Here is a 23,240-nt window from a genome sequence, read left to right as displayed (position 1 = left end):
CACCAATGTCGGGTCACCTCCAGCTGGGGTCTCCGAACATCACGATGTTGTTGAACACCCAGCGGTTGGCCTGGGAGAAGGCATACCCGCCGCCCGCCTTGGGAGTGGCCGCGTACACCGTCGTCCAGGTGTAGGAACGACACGCCCCACGACCCGTGGCCGCCGTGTCGCACTCGGTGCGCCACTGACGACCCGCCGACGTGAACGTCCCGTTCGTGGTGGCACCCAGGTCACCCAACGGATTGCCCTTCCACGCAGCACGCGTCATGTACGGCAGATAGGTCAGGTTGTTGAACGCCCACCCGGACTTCCGCACGAACCCACCATCCTCGATCACCACGATCGTGGCCCAGATGTCGGTGCGGCACCGCTCCGTCTGCGAGTAGTCATCGCAGGTGGTCATCCAGTCACGCCCGTTGAGCAGGTGCTTGCCGGCGAGGGTGTACGGGGCCGTGCGCACGAACTTGTCCGGTGCGGTGGGCGTCGGGCTCGTGGAGGGCGTCTTCTTGGCCACCGTGAGCACGAAGGAAACGTTCGCGGCGTTGCCCTCCGCATCGGTGACGCTCACCTTCACGGTGAACGCCCCGTCGACGGTGGGGGTGCCGGAGATGACGCCCGTGGTGGCATTGATCGTCACGCCTGTGGGTAGGCCCGTGGCGGAGAACGTCAACGGCAACGAGTCGTCCGTGGCCCGCACGGCCACCGACACCGCGCTGCCCACCGTGCTGGAAACGTTGGCGATGGGCTGGATGACCGGCCCGGCGGTGTCCGGGACCTCGAGCACTTCCAGCGTGGCGGATGCGGAGTTCGTCCCGTCGGTCACGTCGATCGTGACGGTGCCGGGCTGCTGTCCGCCGGGCACGACCAGCGTCGTGAAGACCAGTCCCTGGCCGTCCACGGCCAGGCTGGCCACGAGTTCGCCGCCGACTTCGACCACGGCGGTCTCCTCCGGCTCGAAACCGCCACCGCTCACCTGGATGGCATCACCGGGCATCGCCGTCGCGGGGCTCACGACCACGCGCGGCGTGAGCGGCACGTCGGACAGCTCCGGCGACTCTCCGGTGAGGGTGCCGATGGCCCGGAGCTCGGCCGCATGGGCCCATGGCTGGCCCTCCGGGTAGTTGCTGGCGCCGTTGGCGTTGTCCGGCACCGCGCTGAGGGACACGAGCTTGAGGTAACGCGTGGTGACCGTCTCCTCGAAGGTGATCGTCTTGGCCGCGGTGTCGGCGCTCGAGAAGGTGCCTGCCTGAATCAGGCTGTGGGCCGCGTCGCCGGGCTCGGCGAACGTCGTGGCCTGCAGTTCCTCAGCCGTGCGGGTGCCGTAGCTGCCCGTGGCCGCGTAGAGCTCGTAGGACACGATCTGCCCGTTGCACGCCGTCTCGTTGTTCGGGAAGTTGCAGCTGCTGTACACGCGCGGCTGGTACACGAAGGAGTCGACGGCCTTCACCGAGCCGAGGTCCAGCACGATGAAGTGGGGGTGCGGCTTGTTCTCCGCGGCCCATTCGGTGTGCCAGAACGTGGCTGGATCGCCGTCGATGGCGGCGGCGACATAGCCGCTGCCAGGATTGTCGAGCGCCTCAGCGGGCTCGGCCGAATCCCACGCCACCACGCCGGCGATGTCCAACGGACCCTGGGGGAGCGTCAGCGCGATGCCCGTGGCGAGGGAGGCATGGCCACCGTCGGCGGCCGTGAGCCCTGCCATGAGCGTGAGATCCGCCCCGCTCATCGGGGCCCGGAGCGTCACGGTCTTGGTGGTCTCGCCGGGCAGCACCCACTGCCGGGTGGGGGAGACCTGCCAGCCGGCAGAGACGTCGACGTGCAGCATGGTGAGCGACGTCACGCCATCGACGGCGAAGGTCAGGGTGACGTCGGTTCCGCCGACGACCGCCTCGGGCGGGCTGGTCACGGCGATGGAGAGGGGTGGGTCTTCCGCGGCGGCACGTGGCGTGGCGACGCCTCCCGCTAGGCCCAGCACGAGGGCAACTGCGGCGAGGATCCCGAGGAACGGTCTGCGTTTCGTCATTGAAAACGTCCTTCACTACGGCGGTTTACCGACCGGTTGGCACCGGCTTGAGCCCATGCTGCTCCTCGGCAACCCCTGCGGCGGTGGTTTTCCGCAAATGATGTGGACAATGTTCCCGACCAACGGCGTGTGCGGCGGTCGGGAGCGCGTGTGGAGGCGGCGCCCGCACTGCATTCGCTCATCCAGAGTGAGCGATATCAGCCGCGTGGGGCCGCGCGCGCCCCGTCACCGCCGTGTCCGCTGTTCGCGTAATGGAACCCCTTCACGCGTCCGCGGCCGGGCACTAAGTTCTCGTGCACAGCCCGACACGCCTGAAGGAACGCCCATGAGCTACCGCCCGGAGACCCTCGCCGTACACGCCGGCCAGGAGACGCCAGATCCCACCACCAACTCCCGCGCCGTCCCGATCTACCAGACGACCAGCTTCGTGTTCGACGACGCCGAGCACGCGGCGGACCTGTTCGCGCTGCGCAAGCCGGGCAACATCTACTCGCGCCTCATGAACCCCACCAGCGACGTGCTCGAGACCCGACTCACGGCGCTCGAGGGCGGCGTGGGCGCGCTGGTGACCGCCTCCGGCGCATCCGCCGTGGCCTACTCCGTGCTGAACCTCACCTACTCGGGCGACAACATCGTCGCCCTGTCCACCCTCTACGGCGGCACCTACGCCCTCTTCGCGCACACGTTGGCCCAGTTCGGCATCGAGGCCCGCTTCGTCGACCCCGGCAAGCCGGAGGAACTGGCGCAGCACGTGGACGCCAAGACCAAGCTGGTCTTCGGCGAGACCGTGGGCAACCCCGCCCTCAACGTCATCGACCTCGACGCGTGGTCGGCAGCGGCACACGAACTGGGCCTGCCCTTCATCGTCGACAACACCGTCCCGACGCCGCACCTGACCCGCGCGTTCGACCATGGCGTCGACGTCGTCGTGCACTCGCTCACCAAGTACCTGGGCGGCCACGGCAACTCGCTGGGCGGCGTCATCGTCGACTCCGGCAACTTCGACTGGAACGCGCATGCGGAGCGTTTCCCCGGCCTGACCAGCCCCGACGCGGCCTACCACGGCGTCGTGTGGACCGAAGCCGCAGGCAACCTCGCCTACATCATCCGCGCCCGCACCGTCCTCATCCGCAACACCGGCGCCACGATCTCACCGTTCAACTCGTTCCTGATCCTGCAGGGCGTCGAGACGCTCCACCTGCGCATGGAGCGCCACAGCGAGAACGCGCTGAGCGTCGCCCGCTTCCTCGAGGACCATCCGAAGGTCGAGTGGGTCAACTACCCGGGCCTGGAGTCGAGCCCCACGCACGAGATCGCCAAGCGCATCCTGAAGGGCGGGTTCGGCGGCCTGGTCTCGTTCGGCATCGCCGGCGGCCGCGAGGCGGGCCAGAAGTTCGTCGAATCGCTGCAGCTGTTCAGCCACCTGGCCAACATCGGCGACGCGAAGTCGCTGGTGATCCACAACGCCTCGACCACCCACTCGCAGCTCAGCGACGAGGAACTCGTCTCCGCCGGCGTGCCCGCCGAGATGGTGCGCCTGTCGGTCGGCATCGAGCACATCGACGACATCGTCGCCGACATCACCCAGGCGCTCGACCAGATCTAGGGGCCCTCGTTGCCCACCTGTTCACGCGGTGAGGTCTCCTGGTGGATCCTCGTCTCCTCGACACGATCCTCCGGGATGGCCTTGTCCGCGGTGTGCGCATGCTCCTCGTCGGTTTCGCGGACCTCGTCACGCTTCGGGTCGGCCAGGGGTGCGGATTCCGACGCGGGGTCGGGGCGCTGTTCGGACATCGGTGCTCCTCACTTCGGGTGTCGTGCCACATTAGCCCCTGCCGGGTGCGCCGGGAAGGGTCCGGGGCGCCCACCGTCGGTGACCGGTCCTCGCAGTCTCGCGCCGGTTCCTGCAAGAATGGCCGGGTGACTTCCCCAGGCAGCGTCGGAGTGGTCGAGACGTCCACGGCCCGCATCTTCGACGACGGGTTCACCACGCGCAGCGGCACCACGCTGCCGTTCGTCGATGTCGCCTACGAGACCTACGGCACGCTCAACCACGGGCGCAGCAACGCCGTCTACATCTGCCACGCGTTGACCGGCGACGCCCACGCGGCCGGGTTCCACGAGGGCGACACGAGGCCCGGCTGGTGGGACAACCTCATCGGCCCCGGCAAGGCGATCGACACCGACCAGTGGTTCGTCGTGTGCTCCAACGTCCTGGGCGGCTGCCAGGGCACCACGGGACCGGCCTCGGTGAACCCCGCCACGGGGGAGCCCTACGGGCTCGACTTCCCGCTCCTCGACATGTCCGACTTCGTCGCGGTGCACAGGGGCCTCGCGCGGCACCTCGGCATCGAGCGGTTCGCGGCGGTCGTGGGCGGTTCGCTGGGCGGCATGCAGGTGCTGCAGTGGTCGCTCGACCACCCGGAGGACCTGTCGCGGGCCATGATCTTCGCCGCCTCCTCGCGGCTCACCGCGCAGAACATCGCCTTCTCCGCCGTCGGACGGCAGGCCATCATGCGTGACCCCGACTTCCACGACGGCCGCTTCCTCAGCCACGGCACCGTTCCCGGCAAGGGCCTGTCCGTGGCGCGGATGCTGGCCCACATCACCTACCTGTCGGAGGAGGCGTTCCAGGAGAAGTTCGGCCGCAGCGCCCAGGGCGGCGAGCTCTCCCCGAACTTCGGCATCGACTTCGCCGTCGAGAGCTACCTGGAGTACCAGGGCGAGCGGTTCCTCAGCAGGTTCGACGCGCTCAGTTACCTGTACCTCACCCGGGTGATGGACTATTTCGACGCGTTCGCGGACCCGGGGTCGCTCGACAGCCTGAAGGCTGATCCCGTGAAGTTCCTCTTGGTCAGCTTCACCAGCGACTGGCGCTTCTCCACCGAGCACACCCGCCGCATCGTGCGGCACCTCGAGGGCGCCCGCATCCCCACCTCGTTCAGGGAGATCGAGTCGGCGTGGGGCCACGACTCCTTCCTGCTGGAACTGCCCGACTATCACGCGACCGTCAAGGCCTTCCTCGACCGCGCAGCGGAGGAGATCGCATGACCTCCAGCCTGTTCCGGCCGGACCTCGCCGTCATCTCTTCGCTCATCCCGGAGGGCAGCCGGGTGCTCGACCTCGGCTGCGGCCACGGCGACCTCCTGGCGATGCTGCAGGCCAAGGGCTGCACCGGAACCGGGGTGGACGTCGCGCCGGACCGCGTCCTCGCGTGCCTGCGCCGCGGTGTCGACGTCATCGAACTCGACCTCGACACCCAGCTGGGGGAGTTCGCCGCGGATTCCTACGACTTCGTCGTCCTTTCCCGCACGCTGCAGACCGTGCACAAGCCGCGCGCGGTCCTCTCGGAGATGCGCCGGATCGCGCTGCACTCGATCGTGTCGATGCCGAACTTCGCCCACTGGCGCAACCGGCTGCGCCTGCTCCGCGGCCGGATGCCGATGTCCAAGGACCTGCCGTTCAAGTGGTACGACACGCCCAACCTGCACCACACGTCGCTGCCTGACCTCGAACCGCTGTTCAGCAAGCTCGACATGGTCATCGACCGGCGCATCCCATTGGACGCCGACGGGCACCCGCACAAGCTGGGCAACCTCGCGGCCAACTGGGCGGCCAGCTCGTCGTTGTACCTCCTGCACGCGGGCCGTTAGGCGTCAGGCCAGCACGGCCAGCAGCCGTTCCATCGAGCCGCCCAGGCCGAGTTCCTCGCTGAGCCGCTTGGCGCCGTCCGCGTCCACCGCGCCGCGTTCGAGCCCCGGCAGTTGCAGGGAGTCGACACAGGTGACCACCTCGCGGGCGCGCGCGAGGTAGTCGACGTCGGCCAGCAGCTTGCTGCGCATCGACGGCGACATCCCCGAATCCGATGCGACGGCGGCTTCCACCATGGCCTCGAGGCTGGGGTAGGTGGTCACCAGCGACGCCGCGCTCTTGTCGCCGATGCCCTTGACGCCCGGCAGGCCGTCGGAGGGGTCCCCGCGGAGCACTGCAAAGTCGACATATCGATCAGCGGTGAGGCCGTACTTGGCCGCGAGCACCTCAGGGGTGACCAGCTCGTGCTTGGCCACGCCGCGCGCCACGTACACGACGGAGGTGGCGTCGTCCACGAGTTGGAACAGGTCGCGGTCGCCAGTGACGACCAGGCTCACGCCGTCGTGGCGACGGGCCAGGCTGGCCAGCACGTCGTCGGCCTCGTGGTCCTTGGCGCCGATGATCGGGATGCCGAGCAGTTCCAGCGCCGCGCGGATCATCGGCACCTGCACGGTGAGGTCGTCGTCGACCTGTTCGATCTCGGCGCCTGCGACCTCGACGACCCGGTGGGCCTTGTACGAGGGGATGAGGTCGACTCGCCACTGCGGGCGCCAGTCGACGTCCCAGGCGCACGCGATGTCGTCGGGGGAGTACTGCTGCATCAGCCTCGCGATGAAGTCGAGCGTGCCGCGCACCGCGTTGACAGGGCGGCCGTCGGGGGAGCGGAACGTGGCGGGGACGCCGAAGAATGCCCGGAAGTACAGGTAGGAGGTGTCGAAGACCATCTGCGTGCTCACCGGCCCATCGTGGCACACCGGGGCACCGGCGCAGCGAGGGTAAGCTTCCCGCGTGATCTCACCCCCCCCGCTGCCCCTCGGCCGGTCGCTCCTGCTGGCCGGGTGCACCGGCCTGCTCATCGGTGCCGGGCAGGCGCCCATGGGAGTGTGGCCCGCGACGGTGACCGGGCTGGCGCTGTTCACCTGGCTGGTCGCCGGGCGGCGCCCCGGTTCGGCCTTCGCACACGGCGTCCTGGTCGGTTTGGCGATGAACGCGCTCACGGTGTCCTGGGTGTCGGTGCTCGGCGCGTGGGTCGGCGTCGCGCTGGTGGTGTTCCTGTCGCTGTGGTGGGGGCTGCTGGCATTGGTCGTCTCGCGGCTCGTGCGGCTGCGGTTCTGGCCGCTGCTGGTCCCGGCGGCCTGGGTCGCCATGGAGTTCGCCTCGGGCCGGATCCCGTTCGGCGGCTTCTCCTGGACCCGGCTGGGCTTCACGGTCATCGACCAGCCCATGTCGGGGTGGCTCGGCTTCGTCGGCGTGACGGGGGCCTCCTACCTGGTGGCGCTCGTGGCCAACGCCCTGCTCTTCGCGCTCCTCGACCGGAGGCGGCGCGTCCGGGTGCTCGCGGGCACGGTGGCCATCTTCGTGGTGGGCGGACTGCTCAACCTGGCCCCCCACGCGGAGCCGGAGACCAAGATGACCATCGCGGTGGTCCAGCCCAACGTCAACCGTGAGGAACACGGGACCGCCTCGTATGCCCGGTCGGTGACGAACAACGCCCTCAGCGAGACCGTGTTCGCGCTGGCGGAGGCCCGCACGAACGGCGGGCCCGCGCCAGACTTCGTCCTGTGGCCGGAGAACGCCACGGACGTCGACCCCATCGACGACCCCGTGACCCGCCGGATGGTGGAGGTGGCCGCGCTGCTGGCCGAGGTGCCGATCTTCGTCGGCGCCGTCATGAACGGCCCGGAGCCCGACACGCGGCAGACCTCCAGCCTGTGGTGGGACCCGCTGGACGGGCCCGGCGACATCTACCACAAGCGTGACCTCGTCCCGTTCGGCGAGTGGATCCCGTTCCGCGACGTGCTGCTGCCCAGGCTGCCCATCCTGAAGCAGATCGGCCGCCAATCCGTGCCGGGGGAGGGGCCCGGCGTCGTCGCCGCCCCCATCGCCGAGAACCCCCACCTGTTGGTGGGCACCATCATCTGCTTCGAACTGGCCTATGACGACACCAGCTACGACGCGGTGCGCGGCGGCGGGGAGGTCATCGTGTCGCAGTCGAACACCAACACCTATGGCGGCACGTTCCAACCCGCCCAGCAACTGGTCATCAACCGTGTCAGGGCGATGGAGACCGGACGCGAGATCGTCGTGTCGACGCTCAACGCCCTGACCGGCCTGGTCGACACCCGTGGCCGCGTCCACGGGCTCACCCAGGAGTTCGACGCTGCCCACCGCATCGTCGAGGTGCCCCTGCGCTTCAACGTCAGCCTGCCGGTCAGGATCGGGTCGGCCCCGGCCTGGGCAGCACTCGCCATCACGCTCGGCGCATTGGCCTACGCCCTCCTCCGCCGTGAGCCGGGGGCCGGTAGCATTGCCCGGAACAACTCACCCCAAGGACAGCCACATGACCAGCACTGACGCCCTCGACCGCGTGCTCGTGATCATCCCGACCTACAACGAGTCGCAGAACATCGAGAGCATCACCAACCGGCTGCGCAGGGCCGTGCCCGAAGCGCACATCCTCATCGCCGACGACAACTCGCCGGACGGCACCGGTGACATCGCAGACCGGATGGCGGAGGCCGACGAGCACGTGCACGTGATGCACCGCACCGGCAAGCAGGGCCTCGGTGCCGCCTACCTGGCGGGCTTCGACTGGGGTCTGGAGCACGGCTACGGCGTGCTGGTCTCGCACGATGCGGACGGCTCCCACCAGCCCGAGGAACTGCCGCGTCTGCTGCAGGCCATCGACGACGGTGCCGACATGGTGAAGGGGTCCCGCTGGGTCCGCGGCGGCTCCATCGTGAACTGGCCCGCCTCACGTGTGCTGATCTCGAAGGGCGGCTCGCTCTGGACCCGGCTCATGCTGGGCATCCCGGTCAAGGACGCCACCGGCGGCTTCAACGCCTACCGCGCCAGCACGCTGCGCGGCATGAACCTCGACGAGGTGGCCTCCGCCGGCTACTGCTTCCAGATCGACCTCGTGTGGCGGGCCATCAAGCACGGCTTCAAGGTCGTCGAGGTGCCCATCGAGTTCGTCGAACGCGAGTTCGGCGATTCGAAGATGAGCCGCAGCATCGTCATCGAGGCGCTGATCCGCACCACCCTGTGGGGCATCGAGCACCGGCTCGGGCAGCTGGGTCGGCTCGTCTCCGGCCTGCTCGGCCGCGGGCGTCCCAAGGAACGTTGATGGCGCCCCGTCGTGGCGCGGTGGCGCTGGGGATCACCGCCGCCCTGCTGCTGGTGCTCGTCGTGGCCGAGATCGCGGCCATCGTCTGGGTGGCGGGCCACATCGGCTGGTGGACCCTGGTGCTGATCGGCGCCACCACGGTGTTGGGCTTCTACCTGATGCAGCGCGAGTGGCGCAAGGCGTGGAGCGCGTTGTCGGAGGCGATCCGCTCCGGCCAGCTGCCGACCGGCCAGATGGCCGACGCCAGCCTGGTGCTGGCCGGGGGCATCCTGCTGACCGTGCCGGGGCTGCTCACCGACGTGCTCGGCCTGTTGCTGCTCCTGCCGTTCACCCGCCCGTTCGTCCGATCCGGGCTGAGCTGGTGGGCGGGGCGCGTGCTGAAGCCTTCGTCGGTGCACGGCGGCCCCACGGTGATCAGGGGCACCACGGTCCCTGACCCGACCATGGACACCCTCATTCCCGGGATCGCCGTGGAAAAGGACGAGGCCGCCGACGGAAACGTGATCCGTGGCGACCTCGACGATCAGTAGTGACGGGTAGTTCTCAGTAGAGCCTGTCGGACTCGCGCAGCTTGGTGAGCTGCTCCTCGAGGATGTCCTCCAGCTCAGGGATCGAGCGTCGTTCCCGAAGCATGTCCCAGTGGGTACGCACCGGCTTCTCGACCTTCTCCTCGCCCACGACACCGTCGGAGCGCACGGCCATGAGGCCACACTGCTTGCACTCCCACTCCGTGGGGAGTTCAGCCTCTGCCGCGAAGGTCACTTCGAAGTGGTGCCCCTTGGGACAGTCGAATGCAAGGTTCTGACGCTCTGCGAACTCGATGCCCTGCTCGTCCTCGAAAGTCTTCGAGCCGAGACCGACTCCGCGCAATGCGCGATCAGCCATCTTCCCTCCTTCGTCTGCCAATACCAACGAACCGGGAACCGCAAAGGTTCCTCATCGAGTAGACCACATCCCCCGTGCACGGAGGACGTCTTTGAGGAAGTCGGGGCGGTCGGTGACGATGCCGTCGACGCCCCAGTCGATCAGTCGGTGCATCGTGGTGGGGTCGTCGACGGTCCAGACGTGGATCCTGCGGCCGGCGGCGTGGATCCGTTCGATGTTCTTCGGCGTCACGATGTCGACGGTCACGGGGCCGACGGGGTGCTCCAACGGCACCTGGTAGACATCGCCCCCCGAGGAGATGACGCCCATCGTCAACGCTGCGACCCCCGTCGGGGAGACGGCGGTGGGAACCTGCGGGAGGAGACTGCGGAACCGGCGGATGCGGGTGCGGGCGAAGGAGCCGACGCAGACCCGCCTCTCGGCCCCGTGTTTCACGATGGCGTCGACGAGGGGCTGGACCGCGGTGACCGACTTGATGTCGATGTTGAAGTTGATGTCCGGGAAGGTCTCGAAGAGCTCGTCGAGCGTGGGAATGGGTTCGCGGTCACCCACGCGGAGGCTGCTGAGTTCGTCCAGGGACAGGTCCCGCAGCGAACCCGCCACGTCCGTGACGCGGTCGAGGGTCACGTCATGGAACGCCACCAAGTGTCCGTCGCGGGTGGTGTGGACGTCGGTCTCCAGATAGCGGAAGCCGAGCGCGACGGCGTTGGCGAAGGCGCGGATGGTGTTCTCGATGCCCAAATTGGCGGTCAGGAACGACCCGCCTCGGTGAGCCATTGCCACGAACTCGGGAGAAAGGTAATCGGGGTATACCTCCGCCATAGACGCTCATCGTATGGGGTGGGCTGGTGTTTCGCCACCGGCTGAACGACACGAGCCCCCGGGCGACACCAAATAGTTACAGAGACGGGGGTGGTGCCAAAATGGCGGGGTGACCACAGTCCTCTCGATCCAGTCCGCCGTCGCCTACGGCCATGCCGGCAATTCGTCGGCGGTGTTCCCGCTCCAGCGCCTCGGCGTCGACGTGTGGCCGGTCTACACGGTCAACTTCTCCAACCACACCGGTTACGGCGCGTGGCGCGGCCCGCTCATCCCGGCCACCGACGTGTGGGACGTGGTGCAGGGCATCAATGACAGGGGAGTGATGGGGCAGGTCGACGCCCTGCTGTGCGGCTACCTCGGCGCCCCCGAAGTGGGTCACGTCATCCTGGACTCGGGCCGGCTGATCAAGGAGCAGAATCCCGAGGCGATCTTCTGCGCCGACCCGGTGATGGGCGACGTCGACCGCGGCTTCTACGCGCGTCCCGGCATCCCGGAGTTCTGGCGTGACCACGTGGTCAGCCAGGTCGACATCATGACGCCCAACCTGTTCGAGCTCGAATTCCTCACCGGCCGCGAGACGTCGTCCATCGGCGATGTCCTGGCCGCGGCGGAGGAGCTGCGCGCCAAGGGGCCCCGCGTCGTGGTGGTGACGTCGGTGGTGGGCCCGGACGACCTCGACGACGTGATGCGGATGGTCGTCGTCGACGACGCCGGGGCCTGGGAGGTGACCACCCCCGTCATCGACCGGAAGTTCACCGGCTCGGGAGACCTGACGACGGCGGTGTTCCTCGCGAAGTGGCTCGAGACCAAGGACTCGGCCGACGCGCTGGGCCAGACGGCCTCTGTCGTCTACTCGGTGCTGGAGGCCACCGCGTCGGCCGATCACCAGGAACTGCGTCTGGTCGCCGCGCAGAACGACCTGGTCGATCCGCGCTTCGTGTTCACCGCCACCTGGCTCTGAACCGGGTTCAGGCCTGGGCCGGCTCGCCCCAGAAGGTGTTGATGTTGGCGCCCAGCTTGTTCAGCCGCTGAGGCAGGTCCTCGTAGCCGCGGTTGATGACATAGACGTCCATCAGCGTGGTGGTGCCGCGGGCTGCGAGCGCCGCCAGCAGCAGACAGACCGCAGGGCGCAGCGCGGGCGGGGACTCGATGCGGCGGCCGCGCCACCGGGTGGGACCGATGATCAGCAGTCGGTGCGCGTCCATCAGCTGGATGTTGGCGCCGAACTCCGAGAGCTTCTTCAGGTGGATGGCGCGGTTGTCGTAGACCCAGTCGTAGATGACGCTCTGGCCGGTGGCGGTGGCGCAGATCACGGCGAAGAACGGCAGGTTGTCGATGTTGAGGCCGGGGAACGGCATCGGGTGGATCTTGTCCAGGGGAGCCCTGAGCTCCGACGGCACGACGGTCACGTCGACGAGCCGCGTCTTGCCGTTGCGGCTGCGGTACTCCTCGGACAGGCGCATCTCCTGGCCCATCTCGTCGAGGACGGCGAACTCCACCTCGAGGAACTCGATGGGGCAGCGGCGCACCGTGATCTCGGAGCGGGTGACGATGCCGGCGGTGAGCAGGCTCATCGCCTCGATCGGGTCCTCCGAGATGTGGTACTCGACGTCGGCCTCGATGCGGTCGACGCCGGTGATCGTCAGCGTGGTGGTGCCCACGCCGTCGATCTGCACACCCAGCAGCTGCAGGTAGAAGCAGAGGTCCTGGACCATGTAGTTGCCCGACGCGTTGCGCAGGGTGGTGACGCCCGGGGTGCGGGCGGCGGCCATGATGGCGTTCTCGGTGACGGTGTCTCCGCGCTCGATGAGCGTGATGGAGCGGTGCTCCACGCTGCGGTCACCGACGGTGGCGTGGTAGTGCCCCTCGGTGGCGTCGACGGTCAACCCCATGCGGCTCAGCGCCGACATGTGGGGGTGCACGGTGCGGGCGCCCAGGTCGCAGCCACCGGAGAACGGCAGGCGAAACTGGTCGAACTCGTGCATCAGGGGCCCGAGCAGCATCAGGATCGAACGGGTGCGCCGCGCGGCGCGCGAGTCGATGGTCTGCGGGGTGAGGTGTGCGGGGCGCTTGATCTCGAGGTCGTTGTCGCCGATCCACGTGAGGCTCACGCCGATCGAGGTGAGCACCTCGGAGATGCGGTCCACCTCCTCGATGCGGGCGATGCCGCGCAGCACCGTGCGGCCGTGGTTGAGGAGGCTGGCGCACAGGATGGCCATGGCGGCGTTCTTGGACGTGCGCACGTCGATCTCGCCCGACAGCTTGCGGCCGCCCTCGATCTCGAAGTTCACCGTGCCCTCGGTCACCGTCTGGATCAGCGGCATCTCCAAGGCCTCCGCGAGGCGGCCGATCATGCTGAGGGAGAGGTTCTGCTGCCCGTTCTCGATCCGGTGCACCGCGCTCTGGACGGTGCCCAGTTCGTCGGCCAGCCGCTGCTGCGACCAGCCCCGCGACGACCTTGCGTCGCGGATCATCCGGCCGATGGACTCACTCGTTGCACTCATCGGAACAGGTTATCTCATGGATGAGATAATTCTGCCATTGGACGGATGGTTGCCGAACACGGGGGACCACAAAGAGCACTAGAGTGGGCCGCATGAGCTCTGAATTTGACGTCGTTGTCCTCGGCGCCGGACCAGGTGGCTACGTCGCCGCCATCCGGGCCGCCCAGCTCGGCCTGAAGGTCGGCATCATCGAGAAGCGCTACTGGGGCGGTGTGTGCCTCAACGTCGGGTGCATCCCCACGAAGTCCCTGCTGCGCAACGCGGAGCTGGCCCACATCTTCAACCATGAGGCCGACACCTACGGCATCGAGGGCGAAGTCACGTTCAACTACGGCAAGGCGTTCTCCCGCAGCCGGGCCGTGTCGGAACGGATGACCAAGGGCATCCACTTCCTGATGAAGAAGAACAAGATCCAGGAGATCGACGGCTGGGGCACGTTCGTCGACGCCAACACGATCGAGGTGGAGAAGGACGGCGGTGAGAAGCAGACCGTCACCTTCAAGGACTGCATCATCGCGGCCGGCGCGGTGACCCGCATGCTGCCCGGCACTCAGCGCTCGGCGAACGTGGTGACCTATGAGGAGCAGATCCTGGCGGATTCGGTGCCCGGGTCGATCATCATCGGCGGCTCCGGCGCCATCGGCACCGAGTTCGCCTACGTGCTGAGCCAGTTCGGGGTCGACGTCACCATCGTCGAGTACCTCGACCGGATGGTGCCCACGGAGGACGCGGAGATCTCGGCGGAGCTCGCCAAGGCCTACAAGAAGCTCGGCATCAAGGTGCTCACCTCCACCAAGGTCGAGGGCATCGAGGACACCGGCTCGGGCGTCCGCGTGACCGTGAGCCCCGCGCAGGGCGGGGACCAGCAGGTGCTGGAGGCGGATCGCTTCCTCTCCGCGATCGGCTTCGCCCCGCGCACCGAGGGCTACGGCCTCAAGAAGACCGGCGTCGAGCTCACCGAACGCGGCGCGATCGCCATCGACGACTTCATGGCCACCAACGTGCCCCACATCTATGCCATCGGCGACTGCACCGCCAAGATGATGCTGGCGCACACCGCTGAGGCGCAGGGCATCGTCGCGGCGGAGAAGATCGCGGGGGAGCACCCGCATCCGATCAACTACGACATGATTCCGCGCGCCACCTACTGCCAGCCGCAGATCGCCTCGTTCGGCTACTCGGAGCAGCAGGCCAAGGACAAGGGCTTCGACGTCAAGGTGGCAAAGTTCCCGTTCGCGGCCAACGGCAAGGCCTGGGGCCTGGGCGATGCCACCGGCTTCGTGAAGATCGTCGCCGACGCCACCTACGGCGAGATCCTGGGCGCCCACATGATCGGCCCCGACGTGACCGAGCTCCTGCCCGAGCTGACCCTGGCGCAGGCCTACGACCTGACCGCTGAGGAAGTCGCGCACAACATCCACGCGCACCCGACGCTGTCCGAGGCCCTCAAGGAGGCCGCGCACGGCATCGCGGGTCAGATGATCAACTTCTGACCAGCGGAACGTCGACGAAGGGCGCCCGCTCCGCCACGCGCGGGGCGGGCGTCGCCATTTCCCGACGGCGGGGGAGCGCGAAGAGGACGCCGGTCCACCGTCGCAGGAGCAGCAAGGCGGAGGGCAGACCAAGTCCGCCGGCGAGCGCCAGCGCATAGAGGGCCGTGGTGCCGAGGTGGAGGTAGGAACCGAGTTCGGCGGCCAGGTGCACCCCGGTGAAGTGGGCGGTGTAGAACACGATGCTGTGTCTGCCCAGCACTTCGATGAGGGGGAGTCGGGGGAGTCTGGTGGCGAGCCAGACCGCGACGACGACCAGGGCGATGGTGCCGGGGAGGGTTTCGGCGGCCGGGCTGCCATCGAAGAGTCTCCCGTCAGCCGCGACGTGCGCGGCCAGCAGCGCTGTGCCAGCGGCTGGCCACCAGGCCCCCAGCTTGGTGACGAGCTGGGCGTGGCGGCTCACCGCGCAGCCGACGAAGAAGAACACGCCGAAGTAGAACAGCCGCTCGACCGGCAGGTACTCGACGGGGCTGAGGAGCGAAGCGCCGGCGAAGATCATGGCCACGATGACAGGCGGGACGTGCCGCGTGACGGCACCGAATGCGTACAGCGCCAGAAGCACCACGAGGAACCAGAGGTGGAAGGGACCTGCCACCCAATGCTCGGCCTCGGCAACGGACTCCGGCCGCCGTGTGACGAGCGCTGTGAGGAGTGCCCAGACGACGTAGGGCCAGGCGATGTGCCGCAGTTTGCCGTCGATGTACCCAGCGATCGGTTTGGCGAGGCTGCGGTCGAGCAACATGCCCGACAGGAACATCAGCACCGGCATGCGCACTGGGCTGAGCCAGACGAACCAGTCGTTGACCTCCGCGGGGAATTGCACTCCGACAAGGGAGGGGATGGTGGTGGCGTGGTAGCGGCGGGGCGGGGTCAGCGGAGCTGACCGGACGATCAGTCGACGGTGAAGAGCGGGTCCCCGGCAGCGACGTCGGTGCCCACGCTGGGGGCCTCCACCGAATCCGGCGCGTGGTCCATCACTGCGATGACCACCGTCGTCGAGACACCGGGCTGAGTTATGTCATCCGGGTTCCAGGCGACGATGGGCGTGCCGGCGGTCACGGCGTCGCCCTTGGCCGCAAGCACCTCGAAGCCCTCACCCTGGAGCTGAACGGTGTTGATGCCGACGTGGACGAGGATGCCGAGGGCGTCGCCCACCAGGAGGATGAACGCGTGGGGATCCACCTTGAGGAGGCGACCGTCCGCCGGGGCCACGACCTGTGCGCGGCCCGCCTGGGGTTGGATGCCGACACCCGGCCCGACGATCTGCTGGCTGAACACCGGGTCATCGACATCGCTCATGGCGATCACACGGCCGGCACACGGCGCCAGAATCTGCATGGAAGCTCCTCAGCTCGGTGGGGTCATCGTCTCACGCACGCCACCGGGGCTGCTGGGAATCCCCGTTCCTCACGATTGTCCGATAAGCAACATTATGTCACGATGCCGACCCTGAACCACTCCCCGGCAGCGGCGCCTGTGTCTGATCCCACCAAACCAGGCCACTCTCCCACCAAAGATGGGTTACTATAGTTGTGTCCACGAGCCGCCCGCACGCTCGGTGCCGTCGTGGAAGGGCAAGAACGTCTACGAGGGCGACTACTGGGCCGCGACCACCAGAGGGTTCGTGCACCACGAATCCTTCCTAGAGCGCGAGTACGTCATGGTGGCTGACTTCGATTTGTCGATCCTCGCCTTCTCGTGGCAGCCGTTCGTTCTGAAGTGGCCCAAGGGCACCAAGGGGCATCGCGGCCATGTCCCCGACTACTTCTGCCGTCTCGGCAACGGCGACGGCCTCGTGGTTGACGTGAAGCACCCAGACAGGGTTGAGGCCAATGCTCAGCAGTTCGCGATGACACGGGAGGTGTGTGAGCAGGTGGGTTGGAAGTACGAGGTCTTCACCGGACTGCCCGAGCCTCGCCTGAGCAACATCACCTTCCTGTGCGGGTTCCGTCAGGACCGCTACTCCCCTGGTGCCGAGAACGTGGCCGCGCTCATGGATGCGTTCACCCCCGGGACCTCCCTGGAGGCAGGTGTCCGTCGCGCTGTGCGCGCTACCGGACGGCCTCGGCCCGTTGTCCACGGCAACGTCCTTCACCTGCTCTGGCACGGCGTCTTGGCCGTCGATCTCGATGGCCCTCTCGACCTGTCCTCCCTCGTGGCTGTGGCGACGGCGGTGGCCGCATGAAGTCAGTCCGCCTCTTCGACTACATCGCCTACGACGGCGACTCCTATCAAGTCATCGCTCAGGACGGTGCCCGGCTGGCGCTGAAGTCCCTGACGACCAACCGGGTCCGTCATGTCGGCGTGGCCGACCTCCTTGCCGATGACTCCTATGAACCGGACAGCCCGGACCGGCTTCCGGTCTTGGACGACGTGGCCGTGCTGGAGACGCTGGACGGCCAGACGCGCGAGGACACGCTCTGGCTGTACGGCCACGTCCACGAGATCGTCAACGGCACCCCTCCCCTGGCTCTGTTGAACGGCGAGGAGATCACGCCCAGGGCGCAGTATGCCCCCGAAGCCCCGTTGCTGGAGAAGATCGCTGCCAAGGCCGAGGAGTTGTCCTCCACGGATCGTCCGTTGTCGGCCCGGGCGCTGCGACGCCACGTGAGCGCCTATCGCAAGCGTGGGGTCGTGGCGCTCGTTGATGGCCGCAAGGTCAGAAGGGCCGCTCCGGGACGTGACCAAGACCCGCGACTGGTCGAAATGATCCGGGAGGAACTTTCGGCGCAGCAGGACATCAGCACAGGGAGGAAGACCCGGGTGATCACCCGGGTCCTGACACGGGCCGAGGCGTTCAACGCGGCCCAGAAGGAGGCAGAAGCGAACGGCCTCGCCCGCGACCAGGAACCCATCGAGTTGCCGTCGCGGACCACGATGTACCGGCTCGTGGATGCCCAAGTAGGGACCCGCCACTCGTTCGGGGACGCCACTCTCCGCCGCACGCAGGCCAACCGCCCCGACCGCACCTACGGTCGAAGGACACCACTGCGCCCGGGAGAACTGGTGGAGATCGACTCGACCAAGTTGGACCTGATGGTGGTCTTCCCGGACGGGACCACGGGCCGACCCGAACTCACGACGATGATCGACGTGGCGACAGCAACCCCCACCGCCGCGATTCTCTTCCCTGAATCCACCAAGGGCATCGACGTTGCCGCCCTTGTGCTGGCCCGTTCGCTGACGCCCTTGCCCATGCAGCCGGGTTGGAACGAGGAACTTGCCCTCTCGCGTTCAGTGCTGCCCGCCGACATGATCGAGCCGGACGAGACGCTGCGAGCCGCCATCGCTGCCCGGCCCCTCATCTACCCCGAGACCATCACCATCGACCGGGGCAAGGTCTACACGGGCTCGGTCTTCCAACTGGCGTGCGAGCGGCTCCAGATCAGCGTTATCCCCGCACCCCCGGGCACCCCCACGGCCAAGCCGCACGTGGAGAGGCAGTTCGGCGCGGTGCACGATGGCTTGATCCAGTACCTGCGTGGGTACGTGGGCCGCAGCGTGAACCGCCGTGGTGAGGACCCGAGCGCCGAGGCGTACTGGACTCTCTCCCAGTTGCAGAGCATCCTCGACTCCTGGCTGGTGCAGCACTGGCAGACCACCCCTCGGAAGGGGCTGACGGTCCCCGCCATGCCGAAGAAGGCGCTGTCTCCGAACGAGGCGTACGCGGCGCTCTCAGGCATCGCCCCGACGCCTGCGGTCGCCCTCACCCGGGACGACTACATCAGCCTCCTGCCCATCGACTTCCGCTCCATCCAGCCCTACGGCATCAACCACTCCGGGCTCATCTACGACGCCCCCGAACTGCACCCGCTGCGCGGCCAGAAGTCGGGTCTGGGGGGACGGGCCAAGGACGGCTGGGAGGTCCGTTACGACCCTGCACGGATGAATATGATCTTCCTCCGGGACCATCGGGCGGGGCGCTGGATCGAAGCGCACTGGCTCTTGGACGACAAGGCCCTCGCGCCGTTCTCCAGCGCAGTCCTGGAGGCCGCACGCAAGGCTGTGGCGCGCAGGGACGAGACCACGCCGCAGCACAAGGTCCTGGAGGAGATCATCCGTATCCAGAGTGGTCTGGATGTGACCGGGAAGGAGCGCTCAGCGGCTCGACGCAGATCAACCCCCACGGTGCCGGACCTTGCTGTCCCTGAAGAGACCGAGCCGGTTGAGGTACCGACACCGAAGCCTTCGCGCATGCCTGAGAAGAGAGCACGCGCACTACCCGATCTACCCGACCGACTGCTGTGAGGAACCCCATGACGACCCAGACCGCCTGGACCCCTGATTCCCTCAGCACGTGGCGCACCTTCGTCGCCTATCGCGCCGAGCGACCTGACCCGCTCAGCGTCAAGGAGCGGGACTCCCTGACGCCGTTGCTGCGAGAGCGATACGACGACGCCCGCATCGAGTTCGTCAACACCCCCATCGTCCTTCCGACTCCGGACTTGGAGCGCCTGATCCGGGAGTCCAAGATCGTCACAGGTCTGAACCGGGGCGCTCAGTTCACTGCCCGCCAAGCGCTGGCCGTCTCAGGTAGTCAGACACTCGGCAAGTCCACCGCCGCGATGTATCTCGGACGCACCCATGAGGACCACGAGCGCGCCAAGCACTCCCGTGAGGACGACCAAGCATTCGCCCCAGTCCTCTACGTGAGCGCACCTCCCCAGACTTCCCCCAAGGGCCTGATGATGCGCTTCGCCTCCACCTTGGGCCTCCCCCTGCGGGCTCGTTCCACGACCGACCAGGTGATGGACCAAGTTGTCGACACCCTCCGTGAACTCGGAACGACCATGGTCATCCTCGATGAGGTGCAGCACCTGAAGACCCGGGCACAGGCGGGCATGGAGGCTGCGTCAGCCTTGAAGTCCTTCTCCGAGCGCGTCCCGGCAACTTTCCTGTACGTCGGGGTCGATCTCCCACAGAGCGACTTCCTCGGCGGAGCGATGGGTGCCCAGATGCAGGGTCGGACGACGATGATCCAGATGCAGCCCTATTCCATCGGATCGGCGGCGCATCGGAAGGAGTGGGAGAAGGTCATCGCGCTCTTCGAGCGTGAGTTCCCGCTGGCTGAGCACGAGGTCGGCGCGCTCATGGATGAGGCCGCCTGGCTCCATGCCGTGACCGGAGGGGTGATCGGGTCGCTGCGCACACTTCTGCGCAAGGCTCAGATAGCCGCAATCATCGACGGTCGCGAACACTTGGACCGTGCCGCTCTGGAGCCGATCCTCCCGGACTACCGCGCTGATCTTGCCCGGGAACGCAAGGAGCGTGCGAAGGCCGAACGGCCCCGCAAGGAGGCGTCCGCGTAGGTGAGGATCGAGCCCCTACCGATTCCCACCCGGCTTCTCGGCGGCGAGGTGGTGAACTCCTACGCCGGTCGCCACGCTCGCAACAACGGCCTGCGAACCGACGAGATCGAGCAGGCCCTCCGAGAGACCGACCAGTTCCCACGGTCGAAGGGAAAGCGGCACCCCGAGCGCCTCGCTGCGTGGCGCGCGCTTGGTGGGCTGCATGAGCGAGCCTTCACCGAACCCCAAGCCGTCCATGGGAACTGGGTCATCGAACGCCCCCTGTGTTCTCGTTGCGTGCCACGCCCGGAAGAAGGCACTGGACGCCTCCCGTGGGTCGGCTGGGTCTGCCTGAAGCACAAGCGATGGACGCGGGGCGACCAGCAGGTTGACCTCGCTGGGTTTGGGGCTGCCCTCGTAGCCGAGCGTCATTGGCGAGGTACGCTGAGAGGGCGCGGGATCGTCGTGGACTCCCCGCTCCTGCTTCTCGCAGAAGAATGCGCAACGGTTGGTCTCTCGAAGGCCACACTGGAGGAGCGGGCTGAGCGCGTCCGACACCCCTCCCCTGGCCTGCTGGTCTACCCCGAAACCGTGAAGATCACGCGACTGCTGACGCGCACGTCCTTCCTCGACAGCGTGCTGAGCGAGGCTCCGTCGCGGTGGAAGCGGGCGATGGTCGAGCGCGAGGTCAGCGCGATCCTGCCTGATTCCCCGGACGCCGAGTCGTGGCGCGCGCTGGCGCGCATCTGGGACATGGTGCTCGACCTTCAGGACGTGCTTAGGGACGCGCGCTGGCTCGGACATGAGCCCAGCGACCGTTGGAACGTATTGCGCTACTCACGCCTTGCGCAGGCGCAGGACGGCAGGGTCTCCAGCGTCGACCAGATGATGTAGGTAGCGGCGGCGGAGAGCACCCTCAGTCTCGCCATCATCGGCCCTCACGACGCGCCAGCGCAGGCGCTCCTCGTCCACGGGCTCGATGCGCTCGATCATCCACGCACCCAGGACGAAGTTCGAGGGCAGAACGCCTCGCTCCGTCCGGCCCTCGGCCACGAGGAAGAGCGGCAACGGTCCACCGTCCGCGAGTCGGTTGGACACCTCCCGGGGCGAGTTCCGCCCCTCCACGAACTCGACCTGCTGCTCGAACAGATGGTCGGGGTCAAGCAGCGGGAGCGTCGCCACGGGCACACTCCCCTGGTGCCTGCGGATGATTACCCCGCCGTCCGGAACGGGCACCTCACGGGCGCTCTCGACCTTCTGGGCGAGCGCTCCCGGCCAGCGGACGCCAGCATGCCGAACGTTGAGCGGGGCAGGGTGCAGCGTGGCGCACAGCGTTCCGACGACCCGTGGGAGTCCGGGTGGCCGGGCCGACTCCTGCCACTGCTCCGGGATGACCTCCACGAGGACGCGGATACCTTCGCTGTTGAGGCGCTCCAGCCGTTCGCGGGCAGGCGTCTCTTCTGCTGGGAGGGCCTGTGGCTCCGTCGCCTCGCGAAGGTCGACCGGCTGCGGGAGTTCATCTCGAAGGCCCACGTAGAAGATCGTGCCCAGTGGGTGGTTGGTCGGCCTGGTGCTCGGGTCGATGAGCAGGAAGATGCGCCACGGGGCTGATGCGGTGGGCGTGGGCATGAGTTGGGTTGCCGGCCTTCCGGGCTGGGTGTGTCGGTCTCTCTGCTCCGCAGTCTAGGGGCTGGCCACACCTCCCCTGGCTGGTCATGGACGTCCGCGACGCGCCCAAGCGTCGAAAGAATCCCGAGACGCACGCTCCGTGCTCGTCACTGAGGTTCTTCGGCGTACCAACGGCTGAATAGCAGGGTCTCCACCCCGAGAGAAATGCCGCGAAGGGCGAATAGGACTGGCTATGAGCGAAGGAAACTACTTCTCACACGACTTAGGAGGTGGACGAATGGCTCGGAGCCGTTCCGCGTTCGTGGACAAGATCAAGAGAACCGTCGCCATGGAGCCGGACATCTACAACCGGCTCACCGAGATGGCCGGTGCCGAGCGTCGTTCGATCTCGTCGCAGATCGAGACCCTGATCGAGGACGGCGTAGCGCGCTGGGAGAAGCAGCAGCGACGCGAAGAGGCAGCGAGGGCGAAGGCCCAGTAACAAGGACGAAGCGCCCCCTTGCTTGGCGGCGGAGGGCGCTTCGTGAAGTCCGTTAGGAGGACACTGATGACGATAGCACCTGGGTCTGACCAGGCTGATAAGCCGCCGGGGAGCGTGTCGCGGCCCGGGCACTCAGAGGCCGTGAACCGGCTCGTGAGCACCCGGGCACAGATCATCGCGCTGATGCGTGACCCCCGACTGCCCCCGCTGGCGAAGCAGGTCGGCTCTCTCCTCTGGGCGATCACGGAGACCTGGGAGCGCGGGGAGACCAAGACACTCACCTACCAGCAGTTGGCCGAGCAGATCGTCTGGGAATCCCGAGATGGTGTCGTGCAGACCGCCTCGGCAGAGGGCGTGCGCAAGGCCGTGAAGGCACTCCGTGAGGCGGGCTACGTAGCGGTGGCCTCCGTGCAGCACCCCGGCAACGGCAAGCCCTCCAGCATGCAGTGCATCCCGAGGGCGACCAGTCACGCCCTCACACACGACGAGTCGGGGCCCTTCCGGGTCTGGACCAACGGCACCTTCTCGCAAAGTGCCGGTTCCTGGGAACCGGGAGTTTCCCCTAGTTACGACGAAGTGCCGGTTCCCCGGAACCGGGAGTCTGAAAGTGGCGGTTCTGGGGAACCGGGAGTTGGCAAGGTGCCGGTTCCGGGGAACCGCCCTAGTAAGGAGACCTCCTGGAAGAGCACCTCCCTGGATGAAGACGACCAACTGACCCCCCCTCCTCGCGGCGATGCCGCTGATGCCGCCGCCCTGGAGAGCGTGGACTGGGACTCCCTCACGACCGCTGGCGACGTGGTGGAACTGCTCTCGCAGGCCCTGACGACGCATGGACAGGCGGAGGTGCGCAAGCGCGCCAAACGCCGGGAGATCGAGCGAGGGGTCGGGACGCTTATGGCCAAGGGCTGGGACATGCCGAGAGTGCTCGCTGGTGTGGGGCTCTGGGCTGGTGATCGGGAACTGCGGAACGCCGATGTGCTGGACGAGATCGCCTCACGGTTGATTCGGACACAACTGGCCTCTCCCGCACGGCTGGTCTTGCACCAGCCGCTAGACCTGCTGCGCCAGTCGTTCGCGCTGGGCGAGGAAGTCCGACGTGAGCGGGAGAACGCTGCTTAGAG

General features: G+C 67.6%; 23 protein-coding genes. 14 read left to right on the top strand and 9 right to left on the bottom strand.

Going from position 1 to position 23,240, the window contains the following annotated elements; all coding sequences use genetic code 11:
- Positions 1-13: 13 nt before the first annotated feature.
- Positions 14-2,023 carry a putative Ig domain-containing protein gene (locus tag ABEA30_RS10650; RefSeq protein ID WP_345582631.1) on the bottom strand — a complete coding sequence of 670 codons (2,010 nt, stop codon included), beginning with the start codon at positions 2,021-2,023 and terminating at the stop codon, positions 14-16.
- 325 nt (positions 2,024-2,348) lie between these two features.
- Between ABEA30_RS10650 and ABEA30_RS10645 the strand changes: the two genes are divergently transcribed.
- The gene (locus ABEA30_RS10645) at positions 2,349-3,629 is read left to right on the top strand and encodes an O-acetylhomoserine aminocarboxypropyltransferase/cysteine synthase family protein (RefSeq protein ID WP_345582629.1); all 1,281 of its coding nucleotides are present in this window, start codon (positions 2,349-2,351) and stop codon (positions 3,627-3,629) included.
- Here the strand turns inward: ABEA30_RS10645 and ABEA30_RS10640 are convergent.
- Complete coding sequence (locus ABEA30_RS10640; RefSeq protein WP_345582627.1) at positions 3,626-3,817, bottom strand: hypothetical protein; 192 nt, start codon at positions 3,815-3,817, stop codon at positions 3,626-3,628. The two genes, ABEA30_RS10645 and ABEA30_RS10640, sit on opposite strands and share 4 nt — an antisense overlap.
- Before the next feature lie 126 nt (positions 3,818-3,943).
- On the opposite strand from ABEA30_RS10640, the gene metX reads away from it, so the two are divergent.
- Positions 3,944-5,074 carry a homoserine O-acetyltransferase MetX gene (metX, locus tag ABEA30_RS10635; protein WP_386084536.1) on the top strand — a complete coding sequence of 377 codons (1,131 nt, stop codon included), beginning with the start codon at positions 3,944-3,946 and terminating at the stop codon, positions 5,072-5,074.
- Positions 5,071-5,676, top strand: coding sequence for a methionine biosynthesis protein MetW (gene metW, locus ABEA30_RS10630; RefSeq protein ID WP_345582625.1), 606 nt, complete (start codon positions 5,071-5,073; stop codon positions 5,674-5,676). Before metX ends, metW begins: the two co-directional genes overlap by 4 nt.
- Before the next feature lie 3 nt (positions 5,677-5,679).
- Here the strand turns inward: metW and ABEA30_RS10625 are convergent, their stop codons facing one another.
- The gene (locus ABEA30_RS10625) at positions 5,680-6,570 is read right to left on the bottom strand and encodes a 5'-3' exonuclease (protein WP_345582623.1); all 891 of its coding nucleotides are present in this window, start codon (positions 6,568-6,570) and stop codon (positions 5,680-5,682) included.
- Positions 6,571-6,622: 52 nt separating this feature from the next.
- Between ABEA30_RS10625 and lnt the strand changes: the two genes are divergently transcribed.
- From lnt to ABEA30_RS10610, 3 genes are read left to right on the top strand one after another with little or no spacing between them, the layout of a single operon-like run.
- The gene (lnt, locus tag ABEA30_RS10620) at positions 6,623-8,188 is read left to right on the top strand and encodes an apolipoprotein N-acyltransferase (protein ID WP_345582621.1); all 1,566 of its coding nucleotides are present in this window, start codon (positions 6,623-6,625) and stop codon (positions 8,186-8,188) included.
- Positions 8,175-8,960, top strand: coding sequence for a polyprenol monophosphomannose synthase (locus tag ABEA30_RS10615; RefSeq protein ID WP_345582619.1), 786 nt, complete (start codon positions 8,175-8,177; stop codon positions 8,958-8,960). The genes lnt and ABEA30_RS10615 overlap by 14 nt, the downstream gene beginning before the upstream one ends.
- Complete coding sequence (locus tag ABEA30_RS10610; RefSeq protein WP_345582617.1) at positions 8,960-9,490, top strand: FxsA family protein; 531 nt, start codon at positions 8,960-8,962, stop codon at positions 9,488-9,490. The genes ABEA30_RS10615 and ABEA30_RS10610 overlap by 1 nt, the downstream gene beginning before the upstream one ends.
- Before the next feature lie 13 nt (positions 9,491-9,503).
- Here ABEA30_RS10610 and ABEA30_RS10605 read toward each other — a convergent pair whose 3' ends face one another.
- Both ABEA30_RS10605 and ABEA30_RS10600 read right to left on the bottom strand, forming a co-directional pair.
- The gene (locus ABEA30_RS10605) at positions 9,504-9,845 is read right to left on the bottom strand and encodes an RNA polymerase-binding protein RbpA (protein WP_345582615.1); all 342 of its coding nucleotides are present in this window, start codon (positions 9,843-9,845) and stop codon (positions 9,504-9,506) included.
- A gap of 51 nt (positions 9,846-9,896) precedes the next feature.
- The gene (locus tag ABEA30_RS10600; RefSeq protein ID WP_345582613.1) at positions 9,897-10,622 is read right to left on the bottom strand and encodes a glycerophosphodiester phosphodiesterase; all 726 of its coding nucleotides are present in this window, start codon (positions 10,620-10,622) and stop codon (positions 9,897-9,899) included.
- Between the two features lie 154 nt (positions 10,623-10,776).
- On the opposite strand from ABEA30_RS10600, the gene pdxY reads away from it, so the two are divergent.
- Complete coding sequence (gene pdxY / locus ABEA30_RS10595; protein ID WP_345582611.1) at positions 10,777-11,628, top strand: pyridoxal kinase PdxY; 852 nt, start codon at positions 10,777-10,779, stop codon at positions 11,626-11,628.
- A gap of 7 nt (positions 11,629-11,635) precedes the next feature.
- Here pdxY and ABEA30_RS10590 read toward each other — a convergent pair whose 3' ends face one another.
- Entirely contained in the window at positions 11,636-13,171 is a 1,536-nt protein-coding gene (locus ABEA30_RS10590; RefSeq protein ID WP_345582609.1) for a helix-turn-helix domain-containing protein, read from the bottom strand.
- A gap of 92 nt (positions 13,172-13,263) precedes the next feature.
- Here ABEA30_RS10590 and lpdA point away from each other — a divergent pair, with 92 nt between their 5' ends.
- Positions 13,264-14,664: a dihydrolipoyl dehydrogenase gene (lpdA, locus tag ABEA30_RS10585; RefSeq protein WP_345582607.1), complete on the top strand. Its 1,401-nt coding sequence runs from the start codon at positions 13,264-13,266 to the stop codon at positions 14,662-14,664.
- Here the strand turns inward: lpdA and ABEA30_RS10580 are convergent.
- Positions 14,654-15,544, bottom strand: coding sequence for an acyltransferase family protein (locus tag ABEA30_RS10580; protein WP_345582605.1), 891 nt, complete (start codon positions 15,542-15,544; stop codon positions 14,654-14,656). The two genes, lpdA and ABEA30_RS10580, sit on opposite strands and share 11 nt — an antisense overlap.
- A 68-nt stretch (positions 15,545-15,612) precedes the next feature.
- Entirely contained in the window at positions 15,613-16,059 is a 447-nt protein-coding gene (locus ABEA30_RS10575) for a PTS sugar transporter subunit IIA (RefSeq protein WP_345582603.1), read from the bottom strand.
- Between the two features lie 178 nt (positions 16,060-16,237).
- On the opposite strand from ABEA30_RS10575, the gene ABEA30_RS10570 reads away from it, so the two are divergent.
- The 4 genes from ABEA30_RS10570 to ABEA30_RS10555 are packed head-to-tail and all read left to right on the top strand — an operon-like array spanning position 16,238 to position 20,903.
- A complete protein-coding gene (locus ABEA30_RS10570) occupies positions 16,238-16,906 on the top strand; it encodes a TnsA-like heteromeric transposase endonuclease subunit (protein WP_345582601.1) in 669 nt (222 codons plus the stop codon).
- A complete protein-coding gene (locus ABEA30_RS10565) occupies positions 16,903-18,969 on the top strand; it encodes a Mu transposase C-terminal domain-containing protein (protein WP_312721201.1) in 2,067 nt (688 codons plus the stop codon). Before ABEA30_RS10570 ends, ABEA30_RS10565 begins: the two co-directional genes overlap by 4 nt.
- 8 nt (positions 18,970-18,977) lie before the next feature.
- A complete protein-coding gene (locus ABEA30_RS10560) occupies positions 18,978-20,030 on the top strand; it encodes a TniB family NTP-binding protein (protein WP_345582599.1) in 1,053 nt (350 codons plus the stop codon).
- On the top strand, positions 20,031-20,903 hold the full coding sequence (locus ABEA30_RS10555) for a hypothetical protein (protein WP_345582597.1): 873 nt from the start codon (positions 20,031-20,033) through the stop codon (positions 20,901-20,903).
- Here the strand turns inward: ABEA30_RS10555 and ABEA30_RS10550 are convergent.
- Positions 20,847-21,638 (bottom strand): hypothetical protein, encoded by a 792-nt coding sequence (locus ABEA30_RS10550; protein ID WP_345582595.1) that lies wholly within the window; start codon positions 21,636-21,638, stop codon positions 20,847-20,849. The two genes, ABEA30_RS10555 and ABEA30_RS10550, sit on opposite strands and share 57 nt — an antisense overlap.
- Before the next feature lie 277 nt (positions 21,639-21,915).
- On the opposite strand from ABEA30_RS10550, the gene ABEA30_RS10545 reads away from it, so the two are divergent.
- Together ABEA30_RS10545 and ABEA30_RS10540 are read left to right on the top strand one after the other, a co-directional pair.
- Entirely contained in the window at positions 21,916-22,119 is a 204-nt protein-coding gene (locus ABEA30_RS10545; protein WP_312721216.1) for a hypothetical protein, read from the top strand.
- Positions 22,120-22,161: 42 nt separating this feature from the next.
- Complete coding sequence (locus ABEA30_RS10540) at positions 22,162-23,238, top strand: hypothetical protein (protein ID WP_345582592.1); 1,077 nt, start codon at positions 22,162-22,164, stop codon at positions 23,236-23,238.
- Positions 23,239-23,240: the final 2 nt, after the last annotated feature.

The sequence above is a fragment of the Tessaracoccus lubricantis genome (assembly GCF_039544535.1).
Lineage (GTDB): Bacteria > Actinomycetota > Actinomycetes > Propionibacteriales > Propionibacteriaceae > Arachnia > Arachnia lubricantis.
This window is presented reverse-complemented; position numbering and strand designations above follow the sequence as displayed.

Bases quoted from the DNA above. Each gene is read 5' to 3' on its own strand.
- ABEA30_RS10650 (WP_345582631.1), bottom strand. From the start codon at position 2,023: ATGACGAAACGCAGACCGTTCCTCGGGATCCTCGCCGCAGTTGCCCTC.
- ABEA30_RS10645 (WP_345582629.1), top strand. From the start codon at position 2,349: ATGAGCTACCGCCCGGAGACCCTCGCCGTACACGCCGGCCAGGAGACG.
- ABEA30_RS10640 (WP_345582627.1), bottom strand. From the start codon at position 3,817: ATGTCCGAACAGCGCCCCGACCCCGCGTCGGAATCCGCACCCCTGGCC.
- metW (WP_345582625.1), top strand. From the start codon at position 5,071: ATGACCTCCAGCCTGTTCCGGCCGGACCTCGCCGTCATCTCTTCGCTC.
- ABEA30_RS10615 (WP_345582619.1), top strand. From the start codon at position 8,175: ATGACCAGCACTGACGCCCTCGACCGCGTGCTCGTGATCATCCCGACC.
- ABEA30_RS10610 (WP_345582617.1), top strand. From the start codon at position 8,960: ATGGCGCCCCGTCGTGGCGCGGTGGCGCTGGGGATCACCGCCGCCCTG.
- ABEA30_RS10605 (WP_345582615.1), bottom strand. From the start codon at position 9,845: ATGGCTGATCGCGCATTGCGCGGAGTCGGTCTCGGCTCGAAGACTTTC.
- ABEA30_RS10600 (WP_345582613.1), bottom strand. From the start codon at position 10,622: ATGGCTCACCGAGGCGGGTCGTTCCTGACCGCCAATTTGGGCATCGAG.
- ABEA30_RS10590 (WP_345582609.1), bottom strand. From the start codon at position 13,171: ATGAGTGCAACGAGTGAGTCCATCGGCCGGATGATCCGCGACGCAAGG.
- lpdA (WP_345582607.1), top strand. From the start codon at position 13,264: ATGAGCTCTGAATTTGACGTCGTTGTCCTCGGCGCCGGACCAGGTGGC.
- ABEA30_RS10575 (WP_345582603.1), bottom strand. From the start codon at position 16,059: ATGCAGATTCTGGCGCCGTGTGCCGGCCGTGTGATCGCCATGAGCGAT.
- ABEA30_RS10570 (WP_345582601.1), top strand. From the start codon at position 16,238: ATGGGTTACTATAGTTGTGTCCACGAGCCGCCCGCACGCTCGGTGCCG.
- ABEA30_RS10565 (WP_312721201.1), top strand. From the start codon at position 16,903: ATGAAGTCAGTCCGCCTCTTCGACTACATCGCCTACGACGGCGACTCC.
- ABEA30_RS10560 (WP_345582599.1), top strand. From the start codon at position 18,978: ATGACGACCCAGACCGCCTGGACCCCTGATTCCCTCAGCACGTGGCGC.
- ABEA30_RS10550 (WP_345582595.1), bottom strand. From the start codon at position 21,638: ATGCCCACGCCCACCGCATCAGCCCCGTGGCGCATCTTCCTGCTCATC.
- ABEA30_RS10545 (WP_312721216.1), top strand. From the start codon at position 21,916: ATGGCTCGGAGCCGTTCCGCGTTCGTGGACAAGATCAAGAGAACCGTC.